Origin of the sequence: Streptomyces sp. P1-3, from assembly GCF_050613155.1 — a bacterium.
Classification (GTDB): Bacteria; Actinomycetota; Actinomycetes; order Streptomycetales; family Streptomycetaceae; genus Streptomyces.
Map to the genome: position 1 here is coordinate 5,172,649 of NZ_CP192512.1, position 25,571 is coordinate 5,198,219.

Below are 25,571 nucleotides of genomic sequence, written 5' to 3' on the forward strand. Positions count from 1 at the left end.
GCACCCGAAGGCGCGGACGCCCGGACGCCGGGGCGAGGCGGTCACGCGGTGTGGGCGACATAGCGGTCCAGGCTCGCGGGCAGATCCTGGCGCTGGCTTATGTTGATCTTGCGGTACACGCGGGTGAGATGCTGCTCCACCGTGCTGACCGTGATGTACAGCTTCGCGGCGATCTCCCGGTTGGTGTGCCCGGCGGCCGCCAGCGAGGCCACCCGGCGCTCGGCGTCGGTGAGCGTGGCGAACGCCGCCGTGTCGGCCGCTCCGCCGGCCGCGGACTCCGGCTCGGACGGTGCCGTACGGCCCGGGGCCGGCCGCAGCCGCTGGGCCAGCTCCCGCGCACCGCAACCGTCGGCCATCCGCCAGGCCCACCGGGTCATCAGCCGGCTCTTGGGCAGATCCCCCGCCTCCTTGTGGACCTCCGCGAGATCGGCCAGCGCCCGCGCCATCCCGTACCAACTGCCGCTGTCCTGGAGCAGCCCGACGGCCTCCTGGAGCAGGGCGGGCCGCTCGGCGAGCGGCCGGGTGGCGGCCATGACCCGCAGGGCCGAGCCCCGGGCCCGGGTCTGCGAGGGGCTCAGCAGCTCCAGCTGGCGCTCCACCAGCCGCGCCGCCTGCTCCTGGTCGCCCAGCGCCAGCCACGCCTGGGCCGCACCGAGCCGCCACGGCACCACGGCCGCGGTGTCCAGGCCCCACAGGGGCATCTGGTCGCCGCAGGCGCGGAAGTCCGTGAGGGCGGCGTGGTGCCGGCCGGTGGCCAGCTGGTGCATGCCCCGGGCGTGCAGATAGTGCAGCCCGTACCGGGTCTGGAACAGTGCCTCCGGCACCGGCCGGGACAGCAGCTCCGCGGCCTCGTCGTGCCGGCCCATGGCGGTGCGCGCGCTGACCAGCACCGACAGCGGCACGCCGATCCCGACGCCCCAGCCGCGCGCCGGCAGCTCCTCCAGCGCCTGCTCCGCGTAGCCCACGGCCTCGGTCAACCGGCCGACGCGCAGCGAGATCCCGGCCCGTACGGCGTAGAAGCAGGCCAGCCAGGCGGGCGTGCCGCGGCGCGCGGACTCGGTGAGGATCCGGTCGCACCAGATGGTGGCGGTGGCCAGCCGGTCGGCGTAGATGAGGGTCAGCAGCGCGGCCCGCAGGGTGAACACGGTCGTGTTGCCCAGCCGGGTGTGCTCCAGGACGCGCTCCGCTGCCCGTACGGCGTGCTCGTCGGCGCCCACGGTGAGCACCGTCTGCAGGGCGCGCATCGCGGTCAGCCGGGGCGCCTCGGCGGCCTGGTCGGCCAGCCGGCCGCGGGTGTCGTGCGGGAACCAGCGCTCCTGGAACCTCTTCAGCTCCGGGGCGCCGGGGTAGGTGGAGGCCAAGGTGAGCCCGATGACTTCCAGTTCGCCGTCGATCTCCGAGCCGGGGTCCTCGGCCGCGACTCTGCTGACCTGTTCGATCGCCGCGGCCGCGTCCTCCATCCGGCCGGCCCACATCAGCCCGAGGGCGACGCCGAGGGTCTGGACGGGCGGCAGCAGGCCGTCGCGGGCGGGCTCGGCCAGCGACTGCAACTGCCGGGCCTGGGCCAGCGGCTTGACCCGCCACATGGCCTGGGCCAGCGTGGCACGCAGGACGAGCCGCTCCCGTTCGTCGGTGCTGGCGCGCTCGGCCAGTTGCAGGCAGCTGACCGCGAAGTCCATCCGGTCGTCGGCCAGGGCCTCACGGGCCGCCTCGCGCAGCACCCGGCTGACCCACTCTTCATCGGGTACGGCGGCGTCGTGGCTCAGGAGCTGGCGGGCCACGTCGGTGGCGTCGGCGCCCTCCTCGTGGAGCAGGACGGCGGCGCGGCGGCGGAGCGGGCCGAGTTCCTGCGCGGGCAGGTCCTCCAGCAGCACGGCCCGGACCTCGTCGTGCCGGAACCGGCCCTCGTGCAGGAGCCCGGTCTCGGTGAGCGCGGTGACCGCCCGCTCGGCGGTCCGCTCCTCCAGGCCGACCAGGTCGCTCAGCAGGGACAGCGAGGTGGCGTCGCCGAGCAGCGCGATGCCGTGGGCGGCGCGCCGCCCGGCAGCGCCGCCGCGGTGCACGCACGCCAGGACGGCCTGCCGGAACAGCTCTCCCGGGACCGGCGCGCCGACATCGGCGCCCGTGTCGTGGCGGCCGCCCCGCCGGCCGATGTGGTCGTCCACGAGGCCGTGCAGCAGCAGCGGATTGCCGCCGGTCATGGCGTGGCAGGCGGCGGCGTGCCGGCGGGCGGCTTCGGGCCCCAGCTCCTCGGCCAGCAGCCGGGTCACCCCGTCGACGGTGAGCGGGCCGAGCCGTACCTGGCAGATCCTCGGCTGGTACAGCAGCTCGTCGAGTGCCGTGGTGCCCAGGCAGGGACGGCTGCCGCAGGTGACCATCACGGTCACGTCGGGGCCCAGCCGGCGGACGGCGTAGGCGAGGCAGCGCAGGGACTGGGGGTCGGCGTACTGGACGTCGTCGACGGTGATCAGCAGCGGGGCGTCGGCGGCCAGTCCGGCGAGGACGCGGTGGACTTCCTGGAGGACGGCGAGGGGGACCTGATCCTGCCCGGCCGGGCCGGGGTCCTGTCCGTTCGGGCCGGCGTCCAGCCGTGCGCCGCGCGCGATCTGCTCCACCACGGCGTACGGGAACTCCTGCTCGGCGGCCGACGCGACGGCGCCCAGCAGCCGGATGCCGCGCTGTACGGCGTTATTTGACACCGCGTTGAGAAGCTCGGTCTTTCCCGAGGCGACGGCGCCGTTGATGACCCCGATACGCATTCCGCCGTCGAACGGCTCATCGAATAGTCGGGTGAGTCGCGCTATCTCGCTGTCACGCTCCACCAATGCGAACATAAGCCCTTCCCCCGATGAACAGTGCAATAAGGGGTGATGAAAGCGCCCCGCTCGCCGTGTGCGCCCCTGCCCTGGTCAGATACCGGAGGGTAAGTCCAGAACGCACGTTCCCCTATGTCGAAAAAGCTGCGTGGCACGGGTGTCCCGAATCCCTTGTCCCGCGCGCTGGTTATGACTGTAGCAATGTCGTGCGGCATGAATGTAACGCCGATGTGAGGGGTGGGGCCGTCCGGGAGCGCGTCACGCGCACTGGCAGCTTCGTGACATGTACGGAACGTATGCCGCCGCGGTGCAGGACCATGGAGTGAGCGGCCCACCGCGGCCCGGCGGCGTGGCCGGCGTGCCGGCGCGGCGCCATGATCTTGGTCTCCCCCGTGGACACGGGGGCGGGGGAGGCCAAGCCCGGCCCGTGCGCCGCGGCCCTGACGGCGATGAACCGCCGTGCAGGGTTCAGCTCTTGAGCGTTCGCCGAAGGAAGCCCAGCACGGTCTCGGCGTACGTCTCCGGCTGGGCCTTGACGCCCATCAGATGCCCGGTGCCAGGCAGGACGTGCACCTCGGCCAGCGGATAGCGCTCCGCCAGCGCGCGCACCCCGGACGCCGGGATGACGGGGTCGTCCTCGCCGGTCAGGAACAGCAGCGGGGTGTCCTCGTACGCGCCCGCCACCGGCGGCGGCCAACTGACCTGGAGCATCGCCGTGGAGAGTTTGGAGAACACTTTGCCCAGCACCTTGTTGGAGACGCCCGTGCGCAACGGCCCCGGCACCGGCAGCCCGCCCGCCGCCACGAAGTTGCGGAACAGGGGCGGCAGGTCGACCGCGGGCCCGCTGTCGCACACCACCGCGTCGACCGGGCAGTCCGCAGCCTTCCGCAGCATGTACAGCGAGGGGAACGTGGAGATGGAGAAGCCGTAAACGGCGATCTTCGCCGAGGTGTACTCCTCCAGCGAGCGCATGTGGCGGACCACGGCGATGACGTCGTCGGTGTGCCGCTCGCTCATGCCCCAGCAGGCGCGGTCCCCGCTGCTCTTGCCGTGGTTGCGGTGGTCGAACAGGGCGACCGTGTAACCGGCCTCGTTCAGCAACCGCGCCTGCGCCAGGCTGGCGGACTTGCCGAGCCCCAGGCCATGCCCCATCACCACCACCCGCTCGGGGTCGCCCGGGCAGAGCCAGACATGGAGGCTGCGGCCCCGGCCGCCCAGCGGCACCCGCACATCGGTGCTGGCGATGCCCAACTCGGCGGGGGTGCGGTGGTGCGGCTTACGGGGTGGGTGATAGACGAAGTACGAGAGGAAGGCGCCGTACAGAGGCGCCACCGGCAGGGCCGCCGCCGAGGCCGCGGCCGACCAGAACCCCGGCTTGCGCGACGTCTCCGCCCGTGCCGTCCGATCAGTCGCCATGTCCCAAGACCCCCATACAGGTTGAGCGCGCAGACGCGCGTGATCGTAGTCGGATGGCTACCCGTTGGTAGCCCCGCATGGCGCGAACGTGTCCGAAGTCACCGTCTGGCAGCAACCTGCCGACCCCGTACCGGCTTGAACGGTCGCAGCCCCGCCCCCTTACGCTCACTGTGAGGGACAGACGGGCCGGTGCACGCCGAGGCGGGCCGCCGGACGGGACACGGGGGTGGGTTCGGTCGTGCCGTTGAACAGCGTCGCCGGTCCGGCGTCCGTGCCGTGGGGCCCGGCGTCACCGCTGCCCGCGGGCCCCGGTGAGCTGCCGGGCCGCGGCGAAGTCGCCGTCTGGCTGCTGGAGATACCCCCGTCCGCCGCCGCCGCGGCGGCCGCGGCCGGGCATCTGCTGGACGCCGAAGAGGCACGGCGCGCGGCCCGGTTGCGCGGCGACCTCCATCGGCAGCGCTACATCACCTCGCACGTAGGCTTGCGGGTCCTGATCGGCGCGTACCTCGGGGTCGGGCCGGCGGCGGTGGAGTTCACCCGCGAGCGGTGCGGGATGCCCGACTGCGACGAGCCGCACGGGCGCCCCGCCGTCGCGGGGCGCGAGGGGCTGCACTTCTCGCTGTCGCACGCGGAGGACGCCGCTCTGGTGGCCGTGGCGGCCGCCCCCGTGGGCGCGGACATCGAGGCGCGGCAGACCCGTAGCGGAGGCGTCGACCTCACCGGCCGGCTCCACCCGGACGAGCGGGCCGCCATCGCCGCGCTGCCCGAGCCGCTGCGCGACGAGGCGTTCCTGAGCTGCTGGGTGCGCAAGGAGGCGTACCTGAAAGGCATCGGCACCGGGCTGCCGGGCGGGGTGAGCACCAACCATGTCGGCCTCGCAGAGAGGCTCGCACCCGACGGCGGTCGGGCCCCGGAAGGCTGGGCGCTGATCGACGTCGCCGCCCCGGACGGCTATCACGCCGCCGTCGCGCTCCGTACCGAGGACCGGCTCGGCACCGGTCGGCCGGCGGTCGCGCTGCGTCATCTGCGACTGTGACCTCATACGACAGCGGGCGCTCCTGGAAGACCAGGAGCGCCCGCTGTGGATGCTGTGCGCCGCCAGGGACTCGAACCCCGGACCCGCTGATTAAGAGTCAGCTGCTCTAACCAACTGAGCTAGCGGCGCCCGCCGACCTTCGCCGCCTTGAGCGGCTGTCGACGAGGTAAATACTACCTGGTCCCGGAGGATGCTCCTGACCACGTCCGACCAGGCCCGACCGGGTCGAGCGCCGACCTAGATCGCCAGTGAGAGCAGCACCGGTGCGGCCTCCCGGTTCAGCGTGTGGGCCGCCTGGCGCAGCCGGTGGGCGTGTGTCAGCGGCAGGGAGAGGGCCAGGCTGCCGACCGCCTGGCCCGCGGTGATCGGGACGGCGGCGCAGACCGTGCCCACCGCGTACTCCTGGAGGTCGAGGACCGGCACGCTGGCGGGGTGGCTGTCGAGCTTGTTGAACAGCACCCGCTCGCTGGTGGTCGTGTGCGAGGTGAGCCGCACGATCTTGTGTCGGGACAGGTGGTCGCGGCGGCCGTTGTGGTCGAGCTGGGTGAGCATGCACTTGCCCGCCGCCATCGCGTGCGCGGCGGACTTGAAGTCCACCCACTCGTTGACCTTGGGGGTGCGCGGCCCGTCCGCGTACTGCGTGATCCGGATCTCGCCGTCGATGTAGCGACTGAGGTAGATCGCGGCCCCGATGGAGTCGCGCAGCGCGGTGAGGGTCTGCTGGAGCTTGTGCTCGATCGCGGCCTGCCGTTCGGCGCCGCCGGAGCCGAGGCGGACCAGCGCCTCGCCCACCATGTACGCGCCGTCGGCGACCTGCTCCACATAGCCTTCGCGGCACAGCATCCGGAGCAGGTGGGCGAGGTGCCCGACGGGCAGCCCGGTCTCCCGGGCGATCTGGACATCGGTCACACCGCTGCCGTGTCTGGAGACGGTCTCCATCACACGCAGGGCGTGCTGCACCGAGTGGAGCGGCGCGGTCGGCTCAGGTTTGAGCGCCACGGTTTCCCCCTAGGAGGTTGCTACCGCTTGCGTCATCGCCGCTGCTCTGGATCGCAGCGGCGTGCGGGCCGATGTGCTGCCAAACGGCCCGGCTGACTACCACGGTAGCGGCCAACCGGGTCGTGTGGCGTGGGTGTTGAAGATATTGGGAGCTACTTCCGCGCCCGTAACCAGGGGCGCGCTCCATTGGCATATGCCACTGTCATGCGACAGTGGGCGGTCCGGTTACAGCACGGCGCTCAGGAACCCCCGCGTACGCTCGTGTTCCGGATCGCTGAAGATCTTTTCCGGTGGGCCGGACTCGATGACGCGGCCGCCGTCGAACATCAGGACCTCGTCCGAGATGTCCCGCGCGAAGTTCATCTCGTGGGTCACACACAGCATCGTGATGTCAGTCGTGTGGGCGATGTCGCGCAGCACGTCCAGCACGCCGGCCACCAGCTCCGGGTCCAGCGCCGAGGTCACCTCGTCCAGCAGCAGCACCTTCGGCCGCATCGCCAGCGCGCGGGCGATGGCCACCCGCTGCTGCTGCCCGCCCGACAGCCGGGTCGGGTAGTCGTTGCACTTGCGGCCCAGACCCACCAGCTCCAGCAGGTCCAGTGCCCGCGCCTCCGCCTCCTCCTTGCTCAGGCCGAGGACGTGCATCGGGGCCTCGGTGACATTGCGCAGCACCCGCATGTTGGGGAAGAGGTTGAACTGCTGGAAGACCATGCCGATCTGCTTCCGCACCTCGCGGGAGTGCTTCTCGCCCGCCGGGACGAGCCTGCCGCCCTTCTCCTCGTGCGTGAGGTACCGGCCGTCCACGCTGATCGTGCCCTGGTCCGGCTTGATCAGCGTCATCAGCAGCCGCAGGATCGTGGTCTTGCCGGACCCGGAGGGCCCGATGAGCGTCACGTGCTTCCCCGGCGACACCGAGAAGCACAGATCATCCAGGACGGTGGTGTCCCCGAAGCGCTTGGTCACCTGGTCGAAGTGGATGAGCACGTCGTCGTCGGTGCCTTCGGTCTTCTTCGTGCTTTCGGTGTGTTCAGTGGCCAAGGCGACGCTCCAGAGCTCGCATGAGGACAGATGCCGGATAGGCGATGAGGATGAAGGCGATGCCGACCATCGTGTAGGCCTCGATGTACTGGAAGGACGAGGCGCTCTCGGCGCGCGCCTTCTGCAGCATCTCGGACACGCCGATCAGCGCGATCAGCGGGGAGTCCTTCAGCATCGAGATGACGTAGTTGCCCAGCGCGGGGACGACGCGGCGGATGGCCTGCGGCAGGATCACCGCGAACCACGTCCGGCCGCGGGAGAGACTCAGCGCGATCGCCGCCTCCCACTGCCCCTTGGGCACCCCGTCGATGCCGGCCCGGTAGACCTCGGCGGTGTACGTGGAGTAGTGCAGGCCGAGCGCGATGACACCGGTGGTCAGCGCGGAGAAGGTGATGTCCCAGTTCGGCAGCACGTAGTAGAAGAAGAACAGCTGTACCAGCAGCGGGGTGTTGCGGACGAACTCCACCACCGCGGCCACCGGCCAGCGCACCCAGCGGGCCGGTGAGCGCAGGGCCAGCGCCCACACCAGGCCCAGCGTGAAGGCCAGCACCGACCCCAGGGCGGTCACCTCGAGGGTGACCAGCAGCCCTTTCCCCAGATGGGGAAGGAAGTCCCGGGCGACGTCCCAGTTCCATTTCATGCGGCACCTCCGGGGAGGCCCGCGTTGGCGGCCTGGGCGGACTCCTGGGCCGGCGAGAGCTTGCGCGTCACACTCACGCGCTGCTTCTTGTCCGGCGCCTGCCCGATACCCGCCTTCGCCCGCCGCTCCAGCAGCCGCATCAGCCGGGTGAGGACGAAGGCCAGCACGAAGTACAGGCCGAGGACGATCAGGTAGATCTCCAGGCTGTCGCCCGTCGCGAGCCGGGAGAGCTGCGCCGCGAAGGTGATGTCCGGGACGCTGACCGCCGAGACCAGAGCCGTGCCTTTCAGCAGCTCGATCAGCAGGTTGTTGAAGGGCGGGATCATCTCGGGGATCGCCTGCGGCAGGATGACCCGGCGCATCCGCTGCGCGGGCGTGAAGCTGAGCGCGATGGCCGCCTCCCGCTGCCCCGGGGCCACCGCGGCGATGGCGCCGCGCACCACCTCGGACCCGTACGCGCCGTACGTCAGCCCGAGGGCCAGCACCGCGGCCCACATCGGCACCAGCTGCCACTCGAATGCCAGTGGCATCACGAAGAACAGCCAGAACATCAGCACCAGTGCTGAGGTGCCCCGGAACACCTCCACGTAGAAACCGGCGAGAAAGCGGACGATCCATCGCGGGGATGTCCGGGCGATTCCGATCCCGAAGGCGACGACGGTGGCGAAGACGGCGCTGTAGAGAGTGAGCTGAACGGTGATCCAGATGCCCGGGAGAAGCCAGTGCTCCCATAGTCCGGCTGTCATGGCTTACACAGCTCCTCGGCGGTGAGATCCGTCATCTCGTTCTCGGTGAAGCCGAAAGGCCGCACGATACGGAGCAGTTCCCCGCTCTTCTTCAGCTTTCGCAGCTCGCCGTTGAACGCGTCGCGCAGATTCGTGTCCTCGGGGCGGAACGCGAACGCGCCGGCGCCGATATCCGGTTTTCCGTCCACCATCGGCTGAAAGGGTTCGGTGGCCTCCGCCTTCCGGCTCCCGGTCTGCTTGACCACGTTGTGCACGGTCACCGTCGTACCGGCGAAGACATCCACCCGCCCCTGCTCCACCGCAAGCAGCCCGGCCAGCTGGTCCGGCAGGACCGCGATCTCGCTCTCCTTCACCCCGGCGTTGACCGCGTAGCCGATCTCGGCGTAGGCGGTGCCGCTGGCCATCTTGGCCCCGGTGCGGACGATGTCCTCGTAGGTGTGGAGGTTCTTGGGATTGCCCTTGGCGACGATGAACGCGTCCCGCATCCGGTAGTCGGGATCGGCGAAGACCACCTGCCGGCAGCGCTCGGGATTGATGTACATCCCCGCCGACACCACGTCGAACTGCTGCGAGCGCAGTCCGGGAATCAGCGAGGCGAACTCGGTCGGCACGGGCTGCACACGCGCCACCCCCAGCCGCTTGAAGACGACCTTGGCGATCTCCGGCGCCTCGCCGGTGAACTCCCCGTCCTTGTCGATGTAGCCGAAGGGAATCTCACCGGCGATTCCCAGCCGTACCGTGCCCTGCGACCTCAGCCGCTCCAGCAGATTTCCCCCGTCCTTGGCGTCGGCACTGGACACCCGGCTGCAACCGGTCGCGCCCAGCACACCCAGCGCCGCGCCGCCCGCGAGCAGCGAGCGGCGGCGGATCGTTCTGAATCCGGCGTCTTTCCGTCGTGGTGGAGCCATGGGCGCGCGGCTACCCGACTTCAGTGAAGGTATGCAGATCGCTTTCGGCCGGTGGGCCGTCCAGGGCGGGGGTAGAGGGATTAAGACGGAAGATTCCGGAAGACGACGATTCGGAGGAGAGCCGAGTGCCGATGAGCGACCGCTCCACCGCCGCCACCCCGGCCCCCGCCCCGGCGGCCCCCACCGCCACCCGACAGCGCCGCGTCGAGGTCTCGCTCGACAAACGCGGGGTGACCTGCACCGCCGTCCTGCTGGACGACCGGGCGCCGATCACCTGCGACGCGGTGTGGAACGCGCTGCCGCTGGGTGGCGACGTCTACCACGCGAAGTACGCGCGCAACGAGATCTACGCGCTGCTGCCGCCGTTCGCCCCGCAGGAGCCGCCGCTGGAGAACCCCACGATCACGCCGATCCCCGGTGACCTGTGCTACTTCACCTTCTCCGACACCCAGCTGGGTACGGCCAGTTACGGATACGAGTCCGACGCCCGGCACCGGGGGCAGCACCAGGTGGTCGACCTCGCGCTGTTCTACGAGCGCAACAACCTGCTGATCAACGGGGACGCCGGCTGGGTGCCGGGCATCGTCTGGGGCGCGGTCGTCGAGGGGCTGGACCGGATGGCGGCGGCATGCCAGGACCTGTGGCGGGCGGGGGCGCTGGGCGAGACGCTGAGTTTCCGGAGGGCCGGGTAGCGCCCCTGGGGGCTGGGCTGGGCGGGCCGCAGCTGCCAGGGCCGGGCGGCCCCGGCTGTCACAGCACGGGCGGGGCCACCGCCTCGGCCACCCCCGCCTCGTACAGCGCGTGCGCCGCTCGCAGCACCAGCGCGTCCGCGTGCCGGGCGGCCACCAGTTGCACCCCGACCGGCAGCCCGTCGCCGTCCACCCCGCACGGGACGGTCGCCGCGGGCTGCTGGGTCAGGTTGAACGGATAGGTGAACGGCGTCCAACCCGTCCACCGGGTGTGGCCGGAGCCCTCGGGCACCTCGGCGCCCGCCTCGAAGGCGGTGACCGGCAGCGTCGGCGTGACCAGCAGGTCGTACGCGGTGTGGAACCGGCCCATCGCCTGGCCCAGGGCCATCCGCACGTCCACCGCGGCCAGATAGTCCAGCGCGCTGAACGCCGCCCCCTGCGCGCAGACCTCCCGCAGCCCCGGGTCCAGCAGCTCCCGGTCGTCCGCCGCCAGCGGCTGCACCAGGCGCGCCGCGCCGCTGAACCACAGCACGTGGAACGCCTCCACCGGGTCCGATACGCCGGGGTCGATCTCCTCCACGCCCGCGCCCAGCTCCGCCAGCAGCTCCACCGCGCGCCGCACCGCGGCGGCCACGTCCGGGCGCACCCGCGCCGTGCCGCCGAGCGTCGGGCTGTAGGCCACCCGTAGCCCCGACACGCCCGCCGTGCCGTTCGCGGTCGCCGCCCGGAAGTGGCTCTCCGGCGGGGCCAGCTGCGACCAGTCCCGCCAGTCCGGCCCGCTGATCACATCCATCAGCAGCGCCGCGTCCGCCGCGTCCCGGGTCATCGGCCCCACATGCGCGAGGGTGCCGAACGGACTGGCCGGGTACAGCGGTACCCGCCCGTAGGTGGGTTTGAATCCGAAGATCCCGCAAAAGGACGCGGGGATACGGACCGAGCCGCCGCCGTCCGTCCCCAGACTCAGCGGCGCGGCGCCCAGCGCGACCGCCGCGGCGCTGCCGCCCGAGGAGCCGCCCGCCGTGCGCCGGGGGTCGTACGGATTGCCGGTCACCCCGGTCAGCGGGCTGTCGGTGACCCCTTTCCAGCCGAACTCCGGGGTCGTGGTCTTCCCCACGAACACCGCGCCGTGCTCGCGCAGCCGCGCCACCGACGGCGCGTCCTCGTCCCACGCCGCGGCGTCGGCGCGTACGGTCCGCGAGCCGCGCAGCGTCGGGGCGCCGCGCAGCAGGAGCAGGTCCTTGACGGTGACAGGTACGCCGTCGACCAGTCCGACGGGCGCCCCCCGCCGCCACCGCTCGGCGGACGCCTCGGCCTGCCGCAGCGCGCCGTCCGCGTCCACCCGGGTGAAGGCGTTGACCTTTGGCTGGATTCGCTCGATACGGGCGAGTACGGCACGGGTCGCCTCGACCGGGGACAGGTCACCGGAGGCGTACCGGGCCACGAGCTGCGTCGCCGTCAGATCCGCGGGGTCGGTCGCGCCGGTCGGGTCGGCCGCGTCGGTCGGGCCGGTCGGGTCACTGGCGGTCGTCTGGTCGGTCCTGTCGGTCGTCGCGTCGCGCACGGTCCCGGTCCCTCCGTAGGTCTGCGTAGGTCGCCGCCGCCGGTCAGTCGTCCACCGGTACGTACCCCAGCCGCTTGTCGACGACGTTGAACAGCGGCTCGCCCGCCGCCCAGCGGTCGTAGTTGTCCTGGAACTGCTCGGCCAGATCGTCCCGCCAGCCGACCGTGTCACCGCTCATGTGCGGCGAGACCAGCAGCCCGGGGACGTCCCACAACGGGTCGGTCGCCGTCAGCGGCTCCGTTTCGAAGACGTCCAGCGCGGCGGCCGCGATCCGCCGCTCCACCAGCGCCGTCACCAGATCGGGCTGGACGACCAGCGGCCCTCGGCCGACGTTGACGAACCGGGCGGTGGGCTTCATCCGCCCGAACGCCTCCCGGTCGAACATCCCGCGCGTCTGCTCGGTCAGCGGCGCCGCGCACACCACCCAGTCGGCGTCCGGAAGCAGTCCGGGCAGCTGCTCCGCGCCGTGCACGCCCGCGCGCGCCGTACGCCCCACCAGCCGCACCGTGACGCCGAGCGCGCCGAGTGTGCCGCCGATCGCCCGTCCGATGGGGCCCGCTCCGACGACCACGGCCAGCGTCCCGGCCAGCCGCGTCGTCTCACGGTGCCGCCAGCGGCGCTGCCGCTGCAACTCCCAACTGCCCGGGAGGTCCTTCGCCATGGCCAGCACCAGCCCGGCCACGTACTCCGCGATCGGCTGCTCGAAGACGCCCCGCGCGTTGGTGACGACCGTGTCGGACGCGGCCAGCTCCGGGCACATCAGCCGGTCCACTCCGGCGCTCGCGGTGTGCACCCACGCCGGCCGGGGGCCGTCGCCGGGCCACGCGGCGCGTACCGCGTCGGAGGCGAAGTCCCAGACCAGCAGGGCGTCGGCGGCGGGCAGCAGCTCGGGCAGCGAACTCTCGTCGCAGACGAGCACCCGGGCCCGGCCGGCCAGCCGGTCCAGGCGGACGGGCGGGTCGTCACCGAAGACGACGACGGTGCTTTCGGACATAGCAGGGAAACCGTTTCGAAATGGGGGTCCGCTGTGCTGTGGATGTCGGTCTGTGCGGGTCACCGGAAACTGCCGGACATGTGCCGATTGACCACGCTAGGCAGCATTAACTACCGTCGTCAACAACGGCATCTGTCCCGGCGTCCCGGCACTCACACCGGCTCACACTTCCGGCCTCCCACGGCCGGATCTCTTCCGGCCACACGGTCCGGCCCACCGCTGCCTCTCCGTCGCATTGGGGCTCGACATGGACGTCTCTTTCCTGGGTGGCCCGCAGCCGCAGCGCGGCGTGGGCGTCGTCGCCCCCTTCGACTTCGCACTGGACCGCGAGCTGTGGCGCTGGGTCCCGGACCACGTGTCCCTGCATCTGACCCGTACGCCGTATGTGCCGGTCGAGGTGGGGCTGGACCTGGCCCGGCTGGTCAGCGAGCACGAGACCCTGGACAACGCGGTACGGGCGCTGAGCGAGGTGGCCCCGGAGGTCGTGGCGTACGCGTGCGCCTCGGGCAGCTTCGTCGGCGGCGTGGCGGGGGAGCGGGCGATGTGCGCGGCGATGCGGCTGGCGGGCGAGGTGCCGTCGTTGACCACCTCCGGTGCCCTGCTGGACGCGCTGTGCGAGATCGGCGCGCGGCGGATCGCCGTGGTCACCCCGTACACGAGGTCGGTGACCGACGCGCTGGAGGAGTACCTCGGCGAGGCGGGCGTCACGGTGACGGGGCGGGCGTATCTGGGGCTGACCCGGCACATCTGGAAGGTGCCGTACCGCGATGTGGTCGACATGGCCCGGCAGGCGGTGGTGGGCGCGGCCGACGCGCTCTTCATCAGCTGTACCAACCTGCCCACGTACGACGTGATCCCGCAGCTCGAGGCGGAGCTGCGGCTGCCGGTGCTCTCCGCCAACCAGGTGACGGTGTGGGCGGCGCTGCGCGCGATCGGCGCGCATGCGATAGGCCCGTACCAGGCGCTGCTGGACCCGGCGGCGCGGTCGGGCCCGGCGGGCATGGGGCCGGGATCGGGGCCGATCGGCATGGGGCCGGCGCCCGCGGGCATGAGGCCGGGGCCGGAGGCGGCCCTGGCGGGGCCGCCCGCCGCGGAGACGGACCCGGGGGAGGGGCGCGAGGGAGAGGACCTCGGCGGCGGCCTGCCGCCACCGGTGTGACGGCTGTGACGGGGTATCAACGGTGTGGCCGGCGATGACTCAGGCGGATGGTTCGCGACGCGGCGGGACGGCCGCGGGAGAGCGAGGTCATGGATGACGACGGGCTCCGGGGCCGATCCGGTCCGGCACGCGGCGGAGACCGGGCGGGATGCGGTCGGCTTCCTGTACCCGGGGTACTCGGCCGAGGACGACTACCCCCGGCTGGAGACCCTGCTGGGCGGCGCCGTCCGGCTGCCCGTGGCGCACACCGACATGGGCGAGGACGCGCACCGGGTGGACGCGCTGCTGGAGATGGGGTCGGCGGCCCGGCTCGCCGCGGGGGTGGCGGACCTGGCCCGCCAGGGCGCACGGGCCGTGGTCTGGGCCTGTACCAGCGCGAGCTTCGTCTTCGGCTGGGACGGCGCGCACAAGCAGGTGCGGGAGCTGGCGGTGACGGCGGGGCTGCCCGCGTCCAGTACGTCGTTCGCGTTCGTCCACGCCGCGCGGGCGCTCGGTGTCACGCGGTTGGCCGTCGCCGCGACCTATCCGCAGGATGTCGCCGGGCACTTCACCGCCTTCCTCAAGGCCGCGGGCGCGGAGGTCGTCGCCGAGCGGGGCAGCGGCGTCGTCACGGCGGCGGAGGTCGGTACGTGGGGGCGCGAGGAGGTGCTGAGCCTGGCATGCGCGGGGGACCATCCGGACGCGCAGGCCGTCCTGCTGCCGGACACCGCCCTGCACACCGCGGCCTGGCTGCCCGACCTCGAAGCGGCGCTGGGCAAACCCGTCCTCACCGCCAACCAGGTCACGGTGTGGGAGGGGCTGCGGCTCCTGGACCGCCCGCTCACCCGGCCGGGCCTCGGCACGCTCTTCGCGTGAGCGGGCGCACCCGGCGGAATGGTCGCCTCCGCCGTGGTCCGATCATTAGGTTGGCCGTATGACGAGCACCGATGGCCTGAGTGATCCGGGGACCCGTGTCGTCGCGCTGACCACGTACCCCGTCAAGGGCTGCGCTGGCACCTCCCTGAGCGAGGCCCGGCTGACCGAGGCCGGTCTCGCCCACGACCGCGCCTTCCTGGTGGTGGACGAGAACGGTGTCTTCCGCAGCCAGCGGACCGCCCCGCGGCTCGCGGTGATCCGCCCGAAGGTGAACGAGGCCGGTGACCAGCTCACCCTGCGCGCTCCGGGCATGGAGGAACTACGGGTCGCCGTCGACGCGACGTCGACGCCTCGGGACGTGGAGATGTTCCGTACGCCGTACCGGGGCATCGACCAGGGCCAGGCCGTGGCGGAGTGGCTGTCGGATGTGCTCGGCGCGCCGAGCAGGCTGGTGCGGGTGCCGTCGGATCACCAGCGGGTGGTCGACGGTGTGCACCCCGGCACCGCCGCCTACGCCGACAGTGGCGCCGTGCACATGCTCTCCCGCGCCACGCTGGACGAGCTGAACCGCCGGCTCGCGGCGGCGGGCGGCAGCGCGCTGCCCATGGACCGCTTCCGGCCCAACATCGTGGTGGACGGGTGGGACGAGCCGCACGAGGAGGACCGGGCCCGCCGGATCGGCATCGGCGACACCGAACTGGGCTACCTCAAGCTCGCCATTCGCTGCGCCGTCACCCTGGTCGACCAGAGCCGCGGCGAGCGGGCGGGCCCGGAGCCGCTGCGCTCCCTGGCCCGCTACCGCCGCGCGGCGCAGGGCGGCGTCTCGCTCGGCGTGAAGTTCTCCGTCCTGCGGACAGGCAAGCTGGCGGTGGGCGACGCGCTGAGGGTCACGTCCTGGGGCGAGTCGGAGCTGTAGACCCGCTGGTCCTAGGGCGAGTCGGAGCTGTCGGCCGCTGGGGCCCCGGGGCGGGGCCCGGGAATAAACGGAGAAGCACTCCGGTTGAGGCCGTGCGGTACGCCGAGAGGCGTGCCCCGTTCACGCCATGACCAGGGAGGCGGGCCACTGTGGCCGACCAGCAGCACGACATCATCCGGGCCGAGCCCCTCGGCAGCGCACCCGTACCCCTGTCGGTGCTCGACCTGGCGACCGTCGGCGCCGGACTGACGGCCGCGGAAGCCCTGCGGACCACCACCGCCCTGGCCAAGCTGGCCGAGCGCCGCGGCTTCCACCGCTTCTGGGTGGCCGAGCACCACTCCATGCCCGGGGTCGCCAGCTCCTCCCCGGCCGTCATCCTCGGCCACCTCGCCGCGCACACCGACCGCATCCGGCTGGGTTCGGGCGGAGTGATGCTGCCCAACCACGCGCCGCTGGCCATCGCCGAGCAGTTCGGCACCCTGGAGGCGCTCGCGCCCCGCCGGGTGGATCTCGGCCTCGGGCGCGCACCCGGGACGGACGGGGCGACCGCCGCCGCCCTGCGCCGTGCGGACCGGCCCAATGAAGGCGCCGACGACTTCCCGCAGCAGCTCTCCGAACTGATCCGCTTCCTGGACGACGACTTCCCCGACGGGCACCGCTACGCACGGATCCACGCGGTACCCGGCCCGGTGCAGGGCACCGTGCCCGGCGGGGTGCAGTCTGCCGACCGGCCGTCGGTGTGGCTGCTGGGGTCCAGCGGGTTCAGCGCGCGCCTCGCCGGGACGCTGGGCCTGCCGTTCTCCTTCGCCCACCACTTCTCCGCGGCCAACACCGTCCCCGCGCTGGACCTGTACCGCGAGCACTTCCGGCCCTCCGCGGTGCTCGACCGACCGTACGCCTCCATCGGGGTCTCCGCCTTCGCCGCCGAGACCGAGTGGGAGGCCCGCCGGCAGGCGCTCACCGGGGCGCTGTCGATGATCCGGCTGCGGATGGGCCGCCCCGGCCTGATCCCGACCCCGGAGGAGGCCGAGGCCTACGACTTCAACGCCGTCGAGCGCGACTTCGTGGACAGCTGGCTGTCCAATGTGCAGTTCGGCACCCCGGACGCGGTCCGGGAAGGGCTGAACGCCTTGATCAAGCGGACCGGCGTGGACGAGATCAAGATCACGACGACCGGGCACGGCCCAGCCGCCCGGCTGCGCTCCTACGAGCTGATCGCGGACGCCTACGGCCTCCCGGCGCGTTGCGAGCCGCCGACAGCCGCCGCGTAACCGCTGACCATCGCGGAGATCCGGTCCGCGGGCACCGGCCGGGAGTAGAACCACCCCTGGCCGGTGTCACAGCCGATCCGCGCCAGCCGTTCGGCCTGCTCGGCGCTCTCCACACACTCGGCGGTGACCGTCAGCCCCAGCCGGTGCGCGAGCTCCACCAGCGCCTCGACGATCGTCTCGTCGGCGGGGTTGGGCTGCTCCTCCGCCCGGAAGCCCCGCACGAACGAGCCGTCGAGCTTGAGGGTGGAGACGGGCAGCCGGCTCAGATAGGCGAGGTTGGAGTAGCCGGTGCCGAAGTCGTCGATGGCGATGGCGACACCCATGTCGTGGAGCTGCTGGAGCGCCTCCAGCGGGCGCCCGGCCGACCCCATCACCGCCGACTCCGTCAGCTCCAGCTGAAGCAGCCTGGGCGGCAGCCCGGTACGGGCCAGGATCGCCCCGACATCCGCGACCAGATCGGAGTCCCACACCTGCCGAACCGCCACATTGACGCTGACCAGCAGCGGGGTGGCCGGATGCGCCAGCTGCCAGCGGCGGGCCTGCCGGCAGGCGGTCTCCAGCACCCAGCGGCCCAGCGGAACGATCGCGCCATTCTCTTCCGCCAATGAGATGAACCGATTCGGCGACAGTCTGCCGAATCGTGGGTGCTGCCATCGCACCAGCGCCTCCACACCCCGCACACTGCCGTCGACCAACCCCACCAGCGGCTGGTAGTCGAGGACGAACTCCTCGCGCTCGACGGCGGGGCGCAGGGTGCTGGACAGCGCCTGCCGGGTCATACGGTGCGCGTTGCGCTCCGGGTCGAAGAGCGTCCAACGGGCCTTGCCGTCCGCCTTGGCCCAGTACAGCGTCGTGTCGGCGGCCTGCATCAACCACGTGGCGTGGGTCTCGGCGGCCGGGCGCTCCACCAGCCCGATGCTCGCGGACACCGACAGTCGCTGGCCGCCCACGTCGAACGGACGCTGGAGGGCCGCCAGCACGTTGCGGGCCAGGTCGCACAGCTGCTCGGTGCCCTGCGAGTTCTCGATCAGCAGCGCGAACTCGTCCCCGCCCAACCGGGCCACCAGATGCCCCCCTGGCGCGGCACACTCGGTGAGCCGCTGCGCCACCGCGTCGAGCAGCCGGTCGCCCACCCGGTGGCCGAGGGTGTCGTTGACGGCCTTGAACCCGTCGAGGTCCAGATAGCACAGCCCGACGCGGCCGGTGCCCTCGTCGGTGCACGCGGCCTCCTCCAGAGCGGCGGCGAGCCGCTCGAAGAAGAGGCTGCGGTTGGGCAGCCGGGTGACCGGGTCGTGCATCTGCAGATGGCGCAGCCTGGCCTGCAGCTCGTGCCGGTCGCTGATGTCGACCAGCGACAGCAGCACACTGCCGCCGTCGGCGGCAGGCGCGGCCAACGGTTCGACCGTCACCTCGGCCCACAGCGCACGGCCGTCGGCGGGCTTCAGCCGGCGGGTGCAGCGCAGCCGGGCGCGGTCGCCGCCCAGTACCTCGCGGTACTCGGCCCACAGGTGGGGGTCGTCGCGCAGGTCGGCGAGGTCGGCGGCGCTCCGGGTAGTGAGTCGGCCGGGCTCGGTGCCCAGCAACTCGCCCAGGGCCGGGTTGGCGTCCAGCACCAGCCCGTCCTTGTCGACGACCGCCATGGCGAGGCGGGCCCCGTTGAAGGCCGCGCGATAGTCAGCAGCTGCCGCCCCGCGGCCGTCGACACTGGGTCCAGCATGACGTTGAGTGATCGTCGGCGGCGTGGTGCGGGGCGCGGGGCCCTGGCCATCAGGGGATCCGCTCACCGTTCGCTCCCGCGTGGTGCTCGTCTCGTACAGGTCCTTTGCATGGCTCACACCGGGCTTCGGGTGGACGGAGAAGGGCCACCCGAATAGGGAATACCCGCTGGAAGTGTGGCGATCATAGAGGCTGTTACTCCGGCCGTTCCAGCAACGGAACCGGGACCTTTGGCTTCATGATCATGTGTCTGGCCGTTTCTGCTCAAGTCTGCACGGACCCACTGTGTCAATGACCGAGTGTGACCGTCAGTTAGGTACCCGGAAGCCGCCGCTTTCACTCGACCGGGTCAACGGAACAGGACGCCCCGCGGCATTCCGACTCACCGTGGATGAGATGCCCCGATGCCTTCCGGGAGGTCGATGTGGAGCGTCCGCAGATACCCGAGCGAGTGGACCGGCCGCCTTGGTCACGCCGCGCCGGGTCCGTGCTGACCTCCCTCGCCGCACTGATCGCGACAACCGTCATCAGCGGCCCCGCCGCGGCGGCGGACCCGGGCGGCCCCTGCGTCCTCGAACGCGGGGACGTCCACCACTCCGAAGGGCTGGACACCTGGAACACCGGCTATCCACGCCCCACCCGAGCCCTCAACGCCGTGATGATCTTCTTGTCGTTCCCGGACGCCGAGCCCTATGCCACCCCCGATGAGCTGGTCTCCGACCACTTCCCGGGCACCTCCGACTTCTTCCGGCGCGCCTCCTATGGGCAGTTCGACCTGCGCGTCCACCCCATGCGGCGGTGGATATCCATGCCCGAGGAATCCACCTCGTACGCCATACAGCGTGACTGGGACCCCGCCCACCGAACCGCCTATCTGCGGGACGCGGTCGCCGCCGCCGACCCCGCCGTCGACTTCGCCCGCTACGACATCGTCTATCTCGTCGCCGACCCCGACGCCCCCGGCATCGACGCCGACGCGACCAAGGTCGTCAACTTCGACCAGCCGCTGCACGCCGACGGCACCCCGCTGCGCCGCCTTGTCACAGTCTTTGAGAACCACCCACCTGACCTGCACGTTCTCGCCCATGAGACGGGTCATGTCTTCGATCTGCCCGACCTGTATCGCCGACCCACCGACGGCGGTGACGACTGGGACACCCGGGTCGGCGACTGGGACTTGATGGGAAGTCAGTTCGGCCTGGCTCCCGACCCCTTCGGCTGGCACAAATGGAAGCTCGGCTGGCTTCGGGGGCGCCAGGTCACCTGCCTTCGCGCCCCCGGACGCACCCTCCACAGCCTCGAACCCATAGGGGCCCCCGCGCCCCGGGGGGCGCCCGGCGCCGACCTCCGCACCCGCCTCGTCGTGATCCGCACCGGCCCGGCCGAGGTGGTGGCCATAGAGGCGCGAGGCGCCTTCGGCAACGACGCGGGCATCTGCGCCGAAGGCGTGCTGGTCTACCGCGTGCGCAGCGACATCGCCTCTGGTGACGGCCCGATAGAGGTGCTCGATGCCCACCCTGGCAGCGAGGCGTGCCACGGCGAGTCGGTCTATCCTAAGCTCGCGGACGCCCCTCTCGGTGTCGGGGAAGCCCTCGACATAGACCCAGGCGGTCTGCGGGTCCAGGTGCGCGACCGCACCGCCGACGGGGCGTGGTCCGTGCGGATCACGGGCGACAAGGAGCCGTAGCGAGCCGACGCCACGGGCCACCCCGACCCTCCGCGCCCGTACACGGATTACGCCGTCCGCGCTGTCCGCACCGCGCGCACGCCCCGCCCCGGCTACGCGCTTCGTCCTCTCCGGCGTCGCCCGCGCTGCGTACCCCGTCGCATCGCGCGCCGCCCATGCGCTCGTTGTGTTCGTCATACCGCAAGATTACGCAGCGTGACGACATCGGGGCAGTGACAAATGTCAGCACTTCATGGAGGGCGCGGTTCCCCAGTCGATGCGATGAGATGCGCATTCAACCCATGCGGTGAACATCTCCTGGTGATCAATGACGCCATCAGGTGGGCGTGCGGCGTGCCGGACCTCGAATGGCTGTTCCGTCCATGGCGTCGCCATCGCCGGTGACCAGCGGATACATCGCTGGAAACGGTTGAAGTGAACCGTTCGGAAAAGACGCGAAGGTGAACTCCCCGCCCTCGTGATGTTTGCGGTGGTGTCAAAATCGCGGCTATTTTGCAGTGCTGCTCAACTCCCCCGTCTCAAGGATAGATTTCTTATGAAGCAGGGAACCTTGAAGTCCCTCGGTGCCGTCGCCCTCGGCGCCTTCGGAGTCGTCGCCGGCGCCGGCCCCGCCTCCGCCCTCGGCGCGGGCCTCGACGGCGAGGGGGTGGTCGGGCCCCTCGCCGGAGTGCTGCGGCCGGAACTCGCCAACACCGGCGCCCAGAAGAGCGTCCCCAGCCTCCCCAGCACCGGATCGCTGCCGCAGGCGGGGCTCCCCCTTCAGCAGGGCCAGCTCCCGCAGGCCGGACAGGGGGACCCGCTCAGCAACGTCCCCTCGGCCACCCAGCTCTTGGACCGCGGCGTCCCGTCGGTGTCCGACCTCTCGTCCCTCGCCATGGACCGTGCCATGCCCGGCTTCTCGGTCGCCGACGTCCAGGCGCCCGGCCTGATGAACTGACCCTGGTGAACTGACTCGGTGCGCCACGCCGCCGTGCCCGTCGGGCGGCAGGGCTGAGGCGGAGGGCGGACGTCGCCGGCCTCCGCTCGGCACCCTCACCTCGGGTACGCGGCGGTATCCACTGGTGATCAAGTCGTACGCGAGACGCCGTCGTGACACTGGGGGCTCCGGACGTCAGGTGCCACGGAGTTGAGTCGATGCCCCTATCCGCGAATCTGGCCGACACCCTGCTGGCACGTGCCACGCGGAGTGCCGGTGACACGGCGGTGATCCATCAGCCAGCGGCCGGGGCCGCCCAGTGGGTCCTCCACCACGAACTCGACCACCGGGCACGTGCCGTGACGACCTGGCTCCGGGCCCACGACGCCCCCGGCAGGCGGGTGCTCATCGCCATGGACAGCGGGCCGCATGCCGCCGCGGCCCTGCTGGCCTGCCTCTACGCGGGGGCCGTCGCGGTCCCCGTACCGGCGCCGAGCCCGTCCCGTACGGCGGCGGAGCGCACCGCCGCCATCGCCAGAGACGCCGCCGTGCACCTGGTGCTCACCGAGGCCGCGCACGCCAGCGAGATCTCCCGGCAGCTCACCCTCGCGGGCCGCCCGCGGCTGACCTGCCTCGCGGTCGACTGCCTGCCACCCACGGCCGACACGCGTCACGCCCGCCGGGCGTCCGCACACCGCGACCCGCGCGTCGCCTGGCAGCCCGCCCGCACCTCCCCCGACACCCTCGCCCTGCTGGCCTACGACTCGGGGCCTGCCACCGCCCCGCGCGGCGCGCGCATCACCCACGGCAACCTGCTCGCCGTAATGCACGCGCTGCGGCGGACGCTGGGTGCCGGCAGGACCTCCCGGATCGGCGGCTGGCTGCCCCGGCACCACACCCTCGGCCTCATCGGGCAACTGCTGCACCCGCTGTGGTTGGGCGCCACCGCCGTCCTCCTGCCGCCCCGCCCCGACCCCGCCGAGTGGCTGCGGGCCATCAGCCTGCACGCCGTCACCGAGACCGTCGCCCCCGACTCCCACTTCGCCCGGTGCGCCGCCCGCATCCTCGGCGAACCGGGCTCGCCCCTTCCCGACCTCTCCCGGCTGCGTACCGCGGTGAACGCGGGCGAGCCGGTCTCGTCCGCCACCATGGCGGCCTTCACGCGGCGCTGTGCGGCGGCCGGCCTGGCCCCCGGTGCACTCGTGCCCGGATACGCCCCCGCCGAGGCCGCGCCGTGGCTCGCCGCCGAGGGCCGCGGCCCGGTCCCCGGGGCGGAGCTGCGTGTGGTCGACCCGCACACCCGCGTCACGCTTCCCGACGGCGAAGAGGGCGAGGTCTGGGCCCGCGGTCCGGCCGTCGCCTCCGGCCACTGGGGCAACCCGCCGGACGCCGCCGACGCCTTCGGTGCCCGTACGGTGGAAGGCGCGGTCGGCTATCTGCGCACCGGGGACCTGGGACTTGTATGGAACGGAGAGGTGCGTTTCACCGGGCGGCTCCATGAGACGCTCCTGACCGGCGGGGTGACGCTGAACACTCAGGACGCCGAGCGCGAACTGCTCAGCTGCCGACGGCCCTTGGGTACCGCGCGGGTCTTCTGCACCGGCCCCGGCACCGGGCATCTGGTCGTGGTGCAGGAGGTCCGTACGGCGGGTGGCCCGCGGGCCGGGCTGCCCCGGCTCGCCGAGGAGGTGCGGGCACGGATCGCGACGGAGTTCGGGGCCGCTGTGGACGGAGTGCTGCTCGTACGCCCGGGAACGCTGCGCCGAGCCGGAAGCGCGAAGCTCGCCGGCTCCGTGCTGCGCGAGCAGTTCCTGCGAGGCGAGGTGCGCGCGCTGCACGCCGAGTTCGCCCCGGGCATGCGGACGGGATATCCGGTCGCCCCGCGCCCCGCGACCGAGGGCGGTCTCCGGGCCCTCTCCCGCAGCAGTACCGCATGACAGTGGGCATCGGCTCCCGGCGGCACCTGTTACGTATGGGGGAGCGGAGACGGAATGAGTTTCGTAGGGCGAGGCTGGGAAGAAATGGCGGCAGGATTTTCGCCAAATCGGGGATCGGGCCCTGGGGGTACATGAGGCGCACGTGCCCACCTTTGTCGAACGGACATTCTTAAACCTGGTTGGTGTGGTGGCCGTGCCCTCTTCACGAATGGCGGAATCGCCGGACGCGTAGTGGAGACATCAAAAAGATTTGGGAATAATCGTATGGAGGTGAGTGGTTGGGGGTACTGGGTTCTGTCGGGGGCTGACTCCCGGACTGCCCCCGGCCGCGAGCGCAGGCCGAAGGACCGGTCCGGAAAGACGGTGCGCGGCGAACCACAGTGACGTTCGGGGGGCGACGTGGTCAGGGTTCTCATCGCTGAGGACATGCGGATGCTGCGGCAGGCGCTCGTCGCGCTGCTGGAGCTGGAACCCGACATCGAAGTGGTGGCCGAACTGGCCAACGGCTCCGACATCCTGCCGCGCGCCAGAGAGCTCCGACCCGACGTCGCCGTGCTCGACATCGACCTGCCCGGTATGGACGGCCTGACGGCCGCCGCCGCGCTGCACACCGCCGTGCCCGAGTGCCGCACCATGATGCTGACCAGCCTGGGCAGGCCCGGGAACCTGCGCCGGGCACTGGCCGCACGCGTCTCCGGCTTCCTGCTCAAGGACAGCAGTCCCGATGCGCTCAGCCAGGCGATCCGGGCCGTCGCCAGGGGCGAGCGGGTGATGGACCAGCAGCTTGTGCTGGCGGCGCTGGACGACGAACCGGAGCCGCTGACGCCGCGGGAGCGCGAGGTGCTGCTGCTCGCCTCCGAGGGCGAGGGCGCGGCGCAGATCGCGGCCCGGCTCTATCTGTCGGCAGGCACCGTGCGGAACTATCTGACCTCCGTCGTGACCAAGTTGAACGCCCGCAACCGGGTGGACGCCATCCGTATCGCCCGTGAAGCCGGCTGGCTCTGAGCTGCGGTCAGGCGGTGACCGCGGGTCCGTACTCCTCCTCGGCGCCCCGGTCCTGACCACTGCCGGAACCCGCCGTCCCGGTGGGATCCAGCTCGGCCGTCAGCTCGAACCAGCCGTCGGGGCGCACCCCCGCGCTCAGCCGCCCGCCCAGATGCTCCACCCGGGCCGTGAGGTTGCCCAGTCCGCTCCCACCGTCCGCGCAGTCGGCGCGCAGGATCGTGGACGGCCTGCCCACGCCGTCGTTGGCCAGGGTCAGCCGCACCGTACCGTCCTCGCGCAGCGCCTCGATCGTGCAGTGCTCCGCCTTGCTGTGCCGCAGTACGTTGGTCAGCCCCTCGCGCAGCACGCTCGCCAGAACCGTGTCCACCAGGTTCGGCAGCTCCCCGCACTCCAGTCGGGCGGTGGTGTGGATGCCGACCGCCGCGAGCATGGACTGGGCGGTGCCCGCCTCCGCGGTCAGGGACATCCGGCGGTAGCCGCGCGCCACCGTCCGCACGTCCGCTAGGGCCTGCCGGGACGTCTCCAGGATCTCGCGCAGCTCTTGCCGCGCGCGGGAGTTCTCCTCGGGCACCAGCCGGTGTACCAGCTCGCACTTGAGCGTGATCGTGGAGAGGCTGTAGCCCAGCAGGTCGTGGACGTCGCGGGCGAACCGGAGCCGTTCCTGCGCGATGGCCAGCCGGGCCAGCTCGGCACGCGACCGGTAGACCTCGGAGACCAGGCCGGTCAGCCGGGACAGGCCGAAGACCACCAGCCCGGTCAGCGCGGTGGACACGGTGGTGTACGCGACCTCGCCCCACCCGAAGCCCACCTGGAACAGCAGCACATCAGTGGTCGCCATGATCCCGCCGAACGCGATCCAGGACAGCGGGGACCGCAGCACCAGCAGCGCCGATCCGGCCAGGAACCCCGGTGTGCCCAGCCAGGCGTGCTTGAAGACGGCGAAGGGAAGGAAGGTCAGCAGCGCCTGGAGCCCCAGGGTCCAGTGCCGGGCGCCGCTCAGCCGCGGTGCCAGCCCCGGGAAGGAATGGGCGAGTTGGAGGGCCAGCAGAACGGCGAGGGCGGGCAGCAGGGTCAGCATCAGCAAGGCCGCGTCGAGGGCCTTCGCGGAGGGGTGCGCGTCGACGACATAGGTGATCGCCACAGTGAAGTAACCGAGGAGGACGACCGCGGTGATGATCACGGCCATGCGCGGCGCGAGGTCGTCCTGGTGTGTCTCCGCGGCGTGCCCGGCGTCATCGGGCAAAGGGTTGCCCTGCACTCATCCTC

21 protein-coding genes and 1 tRNA gene are annotated in these 25,571 nt (G+C 71.9%); 10 read left to right on the top strand and 12 right to left on the bottom strand.

Annotated features, from left to right (window positions below):
* Nucleotides 1-41: 41 nt before the first annotated feature.
* Both ACQUSR_RS21890 and ACQUSR_RS21895 read right to left on the bottom strand, forming a co-directional pair.
* A complete protein-coding gene (locus ACQUSR_RS21890; RefSeq protein WP_431044291.1) occupies nt 42-2,822 on the bottom strand; it encodes an AAA family ATPase in 2,781 nt (926 codons plus the stop codon).
* Between the two features lie 462 nt (nt 2,823-3,284).
* The gene (locus tag ACQUSR_RS21895; RefSeq protein ID WP_431044292.1) at nt 3,285-4,232 is read right to left on the bottom strand and encodes an alpha/beta hydrolase; all 948 of its coding nucleotides are present in this window, start codon (nt 4,230-4,232) and stop codon (nt 3,285-3,287) included.
* 238 nt (nt 4,233-4,470) lie between these two features.
* On the opposite strand from ACQUSR_RS21895, the gene ACQUSR_RS21900 reads away from it, so the two are divergent.
* Entirely contained in the window at nt 4,471-5,268 is a 798-nt protein-coding gene (locus tag ACQUSR_RS21900; protein ID WP_431044293.1) for a 4'-phosphopantetheinyl transferase family protein, read from the top strand.
* Nucleotides 5,269-5,323: 55 nt separating this feature from the next.
* Here the strand turns inward: ACQUSR_RS21900 and ACQUSR_RS21905 are convergent.
* The 6 genes from ACQUSR_RS21905 to ehuB form a co-directional block, all read right to left on the bottom strand.
* A tRNA-Lys gene (locus tag ACQUSR_RS21905) sits at nt 5,324-5,397 on the bottom strand.
* A gap of 108 nt (nt 5,398-5,505) precedes the next feature.
* The gene (locus ACQUSR_RS21910; RefSeq protein WP_431044294.1) at nt 5,506-6,267 is read right to left on the bottom strand and encodes an IclR family transcriptional regulator; all 762 of its coding nucleotides are present in this window, start codon (nt 6,265-6,267) and stop codon (nt 5,506-5,508) included.
* A gap of 225 nt (nt 6,268-6,492) precedes the next feature.
* A complete protein-coding gene (ehuA, locus tag ACQUSR_RS21915; protein WP_431044295.1) occupies nt 6,493-7,305 on the bottom strand; it encodes an ectoine/hydroxyectoine ABC transporter ATP-binding protein EhuA in 813 nt (270 codons plus the stop codon).
* Nucleotides 7,295-7,945: an ectoine/hydroxyectoine ABC transporter permease subunit EhuD gene (gene ehuD / locus ACQUSR_RS21920; protein WP_431044296.1), complete on the bottom strand. Its 651-nt coding sequence runs from the start codon at nt 7,943-7,945 to the stop codon at nt 7,295-7,297. Before ehuD ends, ehuA begins: the two co-directional genes overlap by 11 nt.
* The gene (gene ehuC / locus ACQUSR_RS21925) at nt 7,942-8,691 is read right to left on the bottom strand and encodes an ectoine/hydroxyectoine ABC transporter permease subunit EhuC (protein WP_431044297.1); all 750 of its coding nucleotides are present in this window, start codon (nt 8,689-8,691) and stop codon (nt 7,942-7,944) included. Before ehuC ends, ehuD begins: the two co-directional genes overlap by 4 nt.
* The gene (gene ehuB / locus ACQUSR_RS21930; RefSeq protein ID WP_431044298.1) at nt 8,688-9,599 is read right to left on the bottom strand and encodes an ectoine/hydroxyectoine ABC transporter substrate-binding protein EhuB; all 912 of its coding nucleotides are present in this window, start codon (nt 9,597-9,599) and stop codon (nt 8,688-8,690) included. The genes ehuC and ehuB overlap by 4 nt, the downstream gene beginning before the upstream one ends.
* Before the next feature lie 131 nt (nt 9,600-9,730).
* Between ehuB and ACQUSR_RS21935 the strand changes: the two genes are divergently transcribed.
* Entirely contained in the window at nt 9,731-10,291 is a 561-nt protein-coding gene (locus tag ACQUSR_RS21935) for a DUF3830 family protein (RefSeq protein WP_431044299.1), read from the top strand.
* A 58-nt stretch (nt 10,292-10,349) separates the two neighbouring features.
* On the opposite strand, the gene ACQUSR_RS21940 is transcribed toward ACQUSR_RS21935, so the two are convergent.
* Together ACQUSR_RS21940 and ACQUSR_RS21945 are read right to left on the bottom strand one after the other, a co-directional pair.
* On the bottom strand, nt 10,350-11,849 hold the full coding sequence (locus tag ACQUSR_RS21940) for an amidase (protein ID WP_431044300.1): 1,500 nt from the start codon (nt 11,847-11,849) through the stop codon (nt 10,350-10,352).
* Nucleotides 11,850-11,892: 43 nt separating this feature from the next.
* Entirely contained in the window at nt 11,893-12,843 is a 951-nt protein-coding gene (locus ACQUSR_RS21945) for a D-2-hydroxyacid dehydrogenase (protein ID WP_431044301.1), read from the bottom strand.
* A 247-nt stretch (nt 12,844-13,090) separates the two neighbouring features.
* Between ACQUSR_RS21945 and ACQUSR_RS21950 the strand changes: the two genes are divergently transcribed.
* The 4 genes from ACQUSR_RS21950 to ACQUSR_RS21965 all read left to right on the top strand — a co-directional run bounded on the left by ACQUSR_RS21950 (nt 13,091) and on the right by ACQUSR_RS21965 (nt 17,044).
* Nucleotides 13,091-14,002, top strand: coding sequence for a maleate cis-trans isomerase family protein (locus ACQUSR_RS21950; protein ID WP_431044302.1), 912 nt, complete (start codon nt 13,091-13,093; stop codon nt 14,000-14,002).
* Between the two features lie 93 nt (nt 14,003-14,095).
* Nucleotides 14,096-14,857 carry a maleate cis-trans isomerase family protein gene (locus ACQUSR_RS21955; protein ID WP_431044303.1) on the top strand — a complete coding sequence of 254 codons (762 nt, stop codon included), beginning with the start codon at nt 14,096-14,098 and terminating at the stop codon, nt 14,855-14,857.
* A 58-nt stretch (nt 14,858-14,915) separates the two neighbouring features.
* Nucleotides 14,916-15,773, top strand: a complete 858-nt coding sequence (locus ACQUSR_RS21960; protein ID WP_431044304.1) for an MOSC domain-containing protein — start codon at nt 14,916-14,918, stop codon at nt 15,771-15,773.
* Between the two features lie 149 nt (nt 15,774-15,922).
* A complete protein-coding gene (locus ACQUSR_RS21965; RefSeq protein ID WP_431044305.1) occupies nt 15,923-17,044 on the top strand; it encodes an LLM class flavin-dependent oxidoreductase in 1,122 nt (373 codons plus the stop codon).
* Here the strand turns inward: ACQUSR_RS21965 and ACQUSR_RS21970 are convergent.
* On the bottom strand, nt 16,999-18,828 hold the full coding sequence (locus ACQUSR_RS21970) for a putative bifunctional diguanylate cyclase/phosphodiesterase (protein ID WP_431044306.1): 1,830 nt from the start codon (nt 18,826-18,828) through the stop codon (nt 16,999-17,001). The two genes, ACQUSR_RS21965 and ACQUSR_RS21970, sit on opposite strands and share 46 nt — an antisense overlap.
* 323 nt (nt 18,829-19,151) lie before the next feature.
* On the opposite strand from ACQUSR_RS21970, the gene ACQUSR_RS21975 reads away from it, so the two are divergent.
* The 4 genes from ACQUSR_RS21975 (at nt 19,152) to ACQUSR_RS21990 (ending at nt 24,305) form a co-directional block, all read left to right on the top strand.
* A complete protein-coding gene (locus tag ACQUSR_RS21975; RefSeq protein ID WP_431044307.1) occupies nt 19,152-20,447 on the top strand; it encodes a M6 family metalloprotease domain-containing protein in 1,296 nt (431 codons plus the stop codon).
* A 535-nt stretch (nt 20,448-20,982) separates the two neighbouring features.
* A complete protein-coding gene (locus ACQUSR_RS21980; protein ID WP_304461870.1) occupies nt 20,983-21,384 on the top strand; it encodes a hypothetical protein in 402 nt (133 codons plus the stop codon).
* Nucleotides 21,385-21,581: 197 nt separating this feature from the next.
* Nucleotides 21,582-23,300, top strand: coding sequence for an AMP-binding protein (locus ACQUSR_RS21985; protein WP_431044308.1), 1,719 nt, complete (start codon nt 21,582-21,584; stop codon nt 23,298-23,300).
* A 399-nt stretch (nt 23,301-23,699) separates the two neighbouring features.
* Entirely contained in the window at nt 23,700-24,305 is a 606-nt protein-coding gene (locus ACQUSR_RS21990) for a response regulator transcription factor (RefSeq protein ID WP_431044309.1), read from the top strand.
* Between the two features lie 7 nt (nt 24,306-24,312).
* On the opposite strand, the gene ACQUSR_RS21995 is transcribed toward ACQUSR_RS21990, so the two are convergent.
* Complete coding sequence (locus tag ACQUSR_RS21995) at nt 24,313-25,563, bottom strand: sensor histidine kinase (protein WP_431044310.1); 1,251 nt, start codon at nt 25,561-25,563, stop codon at nt 24,313-24,315.
* Between the last annotated feature and the right edge of the window lie 8 nt (nt 25,564-25,571).